The sequence below is a fragment of the Roseiarcus sp. genome (genome assembly GCF_052145395.1).
GTDB lineage: Bacteria > Pseudomonadota > Alphaproteobacteria > Rhizobiales > Beijerinckiaceae > Roseiarcus.
The window spans coordinates 1-2912 of sequence record NZ_JBKQOT010000009.1 but is presented as its reverse complement, the minus strand read 5'-3'; the positions used below and the strand labels follow the sequence as shown (position 1 = coordinate 2912).

At 63.5% G+C, this 2912-nt stretch carries 2 protein-coding genes; both read left to right on the top strand.

The genetic code is table 11. From position 1 onward, the window contains the following. Positions 1–341 precede the first annotated feature (341 nt). Positions 342–821, top strand: coding sequence for a hypothetical protein (locus ACLP25_RS00295; protein WP_442467254.1), 480 nt, complete (start codon positions 342–344; stop codon positions 819–821). Positions 822–1471: 650 nt separating this feature from the next. Further along, the coding region (locus ACLP25_RS00290; RefSeq protein ID WP_442467253.1) for an AAA family ATPase at positions 1472–2912 on the top strand (1441 nt) is incomplete at its 3' end.

Here is a 2912-nt window from a genome sequence, read left to right as displayed (position 1 = left end):
CTCGCAGCGCGGCACAACGCGCAAGAAAAAGACGAACCCATAGGCGCCTCCCCAGCACAGAACGTTTCTTGTCGTCGATTCGGTCTAAGTTAACTTGTTCGAGCATCAACGACGCACGTCTGACATCGGTCAACCGACATCTTGTCACAGCTTGATCGCTGGCCGCAAAACCGCGGCGCACCCTGTCTGCGGCGCCGTCCGGCGGTCGCACATGCTTCCGTTCGATCGAAGGACGTCCTCCCCGGCGGCGCATGGCCGAATGGGCCGCACAGCCTATCGATTGACCTGCGGGTTTCGGCCCGGGAGTCTCAGACGCGGTTCCGGCGTTTCGAAAGACAGGCATGGACGCTCAGGACCTTTGGAACGGGTCGCCGCGCTCAGAGCGGGCGGCGGTAAGGGGCGAACGCAACCGGCTTCATACGTTCAAATTCAAGCCATCTGTCGACTTCGGCCGGCGTGGTCAGGATAACAAGCATCGTTTTGGGGTGGATGGGCGCAACGATCGCATTGGCGTTGGTCGTGAGAAATCCGAAGAGTTCGTGAGCGCCTTCAATCGGCGCGCTCTTCGGACCTCGAAGGCCCTGCCAATGCGTCCAAACTACACCGAAAAAGAAGCCGCTTGCTACCGCGGCGCAACAGGAATAGCGTTTCGGGGTGCCGTGGTTTGGACCCAGTTCTACAGCAAGAGTGCATACAGAGAAGCTTGGTGTCCGATCCGACGCAGCCCCGACCAGCGATTGGCCGGGGCTTTTTTGTCTGCCCCGCAGCCGTCGCGAGCGGTGAAGGCGTTGGTTGCGATTGGGCGGTCGGTTAGTGAGTGAGGCACCGCGTATTGAAGTGCGACGCCTCCCCCAATTGTCGTAACGAAGTGGATCGGTTTGCTCGTTCAGTGCGTCCGGAGTTTAAAGCTAAAGCGCCGACCGCGCGGGGATTTCGTTCCCCCGCCCGGGGGTTCTGGCCGGAAAGGAACTCCTACTTTGGGTGGCTCCAGCCAGATGGTCGCGCGGCCGGCCGGAACGGCTGACATGCTTGTGGTGCACGTGACCCGCGGACCCTTGGGAAGACGCCGCGCCGCGTGATCGAGGAAGTTACCTGCGAGAGCCGTTGACAGTGGGGCGCTGTCTCGCGTCTTCTGCACCAATGGCCAGTAGGTACAGGCCCTCGCAGTCGCGCTTGTCGCGAGCGCCGGGCTTCGTTGGACGACCGCTGTGCCCAAGAAGTGGCCAATCCGCGACGACCTGGCGAACGGCCATAACCGGCCCTTTGCTGCCCTTCGGTCCCGGTACGGGACGAGTGGGTTATGAGCGACCGTTCGCCGATCCGCTGGGGGCGGGCGAGATCGCAGAGATTCGAATATCGACCGGCGTTGTCCGAATAGACCGATTCCGCCCATGGCCTCAGCGGCAAATGGTCCTGTAGACAAGCCATTTCCGATTGCCCATCATTGGGCTGCCCTGTTTGGAATGCGGCTATGGAGATCGGCGATTGGCTCCGCGGGCTCGATCTCAGTCAGTACGAGGCCGCATTTCGCGAGAATTCCATCGACTTCGACGTTCTCCGAAAGCTGACGCCGGAAGACCTCAAGGATCTTGGCGTCATCTCGGTGGGGCATCGCCGCAGGCTGCTGGCCGCGATTGAAGAGCTGTCGAGCGCAGGCATCGCGACGTCGGCGGTCGCGCATTCGGCCGCGGCGGCGATGGTGGAAGCGACCGCCGCCGAACGCCGTTATCTGACCGTGATGTTTGTCGATCTCGTCGGCTCGACCGCTCTCGCCGCGCGGCTCGATCCCGAGGACGTGCGAGACGTCTTCGCGGCCTATCACAAGTGCTGCGCCGGCGTCATCGCCTCAAATTGCGGCTTTGTCGCCAAATACATGGGCGACGGCGTGCTCGCATACTTCGGCTATCCGCAGGCACATGAGCAGGACGCCGAGAACGCGGTGCGCGCGTCGCTCGCAATCGTCGCCGCTACGCCCAAGCTCAACACGGGGGCGGGCGCCCCGCTGCATGTGCGGGTCGGAGTCGCGACGGGCATCGTGGTGGTCGGCGATCTTCTTGGGTCCGGAGAGGCGCAGGAGCGCGGCGTCGTCGGCGACACTCCGAACCTCGCGGCGCGGCTGCAGGGGATCGCCGAGCCCGACAGCGTGGTCATCGCCGAGGGCACGAGAGAGCTTCTCGGCAATCTCTTCGAGCTTGAGGATTTAGGAACGAAGGACCTCAAGGGGATCGCCAGACCAGCGCGGGTCTGGGCGGCGCTGAGGGCGAGTCCGGTCGCAAACCACTTCGAGGCGCTCCACGGAATGGGCCTGACGCCGCTCGTCGGGCGGGAAGAAGAATGCGAATTGTTGCTGCGGCGGTGGACGAAGGCGAAGAGTGGAGAAGGTCAGGTGGTCCTGCTTTCCGGCGAGGCCGGGATAGGCAAGTCGCGCCTTGCCGCCGCACTGCTCGAACGCCTAGCTAACGAACCGCACACGCGCCTGCGCTACTCCTGCGCCGCGCTGCACACCGACGACGCCCTCTATCCGATCATCGACGAAATGGAGCGCGCCGCGAGACTCGCGCACGACGACGCCCCGCAGGCGAAACTGGACAAGCTCGGCTCGCTTCTGGCGTACACGTCGACGCCGGCCGAGGACGCCTCGCTCTTTGCCGAGATGCTGTCGCTGAAGAACGACGGACGTTATCCGGCCGTCGAATTCGCGCCGGCGCAACGCCGGCAAAGAACGCTGCGGGCGCTCGTTGCGCAAATCGAGGCTCTGACGCGCTTTCGTCCTGTGCTGATAATCTTCGAGGATGCGCATTGGTCAGACCCCACGAGCCTCGAAGCGCTCAGCCGGATCGTGGATCGCATTCGGACCCTTCGCGCTCTGATGATCGTGACCTTCCGGCCGGAGTTCAACGCGCCTTGGATTG